At 45.1% G+C, this 368-nt stretch carries 1 protein-coding gene; it reads right to left on the reverse strand.

The features are described 5' to 3' along the window. Positions 1–366 (reverse strand): DUF3450 family protein (locus tag J0A66_RS22065; protein WP_206575987.1); only part of this gene is annotated, 366 nt, incomplete at its 3' end. Between the last annotated feature and the right edge of the window lie 2 nt (positions 367–368).

Consider the following 368-nt stretch of genomic DNA (forward strand, 5'->3'; position numbering starts at 1 on the left):
GAACTGTTCCAGCGCATCAATCATGCGATACATCAGAGGAACTACGCCACGCTTAACGCCTTCGATACCGTCAATTTGACGTTGCAGAGAGGCAATACCTTCTTCCTGAGAAGCAACCAAACGAGCCAGGTGATCGTTATAAACCTTCAGGTTTTCGGTCTCATCTACGACACCACGATATTCAAATAACAGCTCTTGTGTTTGCTCATAGATCTTATCGATCTTCTTTTGGGATTGTGCTGCAGCCGCGTGGATTTTTGCTTCTTCATTTTGCAAATTTTTAAGAGGGTCTGCAGAGACAACTTGGCTGCCACCTAGTGCGAAGGCACCGATAACGGCAGAAGCAATTAGATTTCTCTTGCTCATTT

The sequence above is a fragment of the Bowmanella dokdonensis genome, assembly GCF_017254865.1.
Taxonomy (GTDB): Bacteria; Pseudomonadota; Gammaproteobacteria; order Enterobacterales; family Alteromonadaceae; genus Bowmanella; species Bowmanella dokdonensis.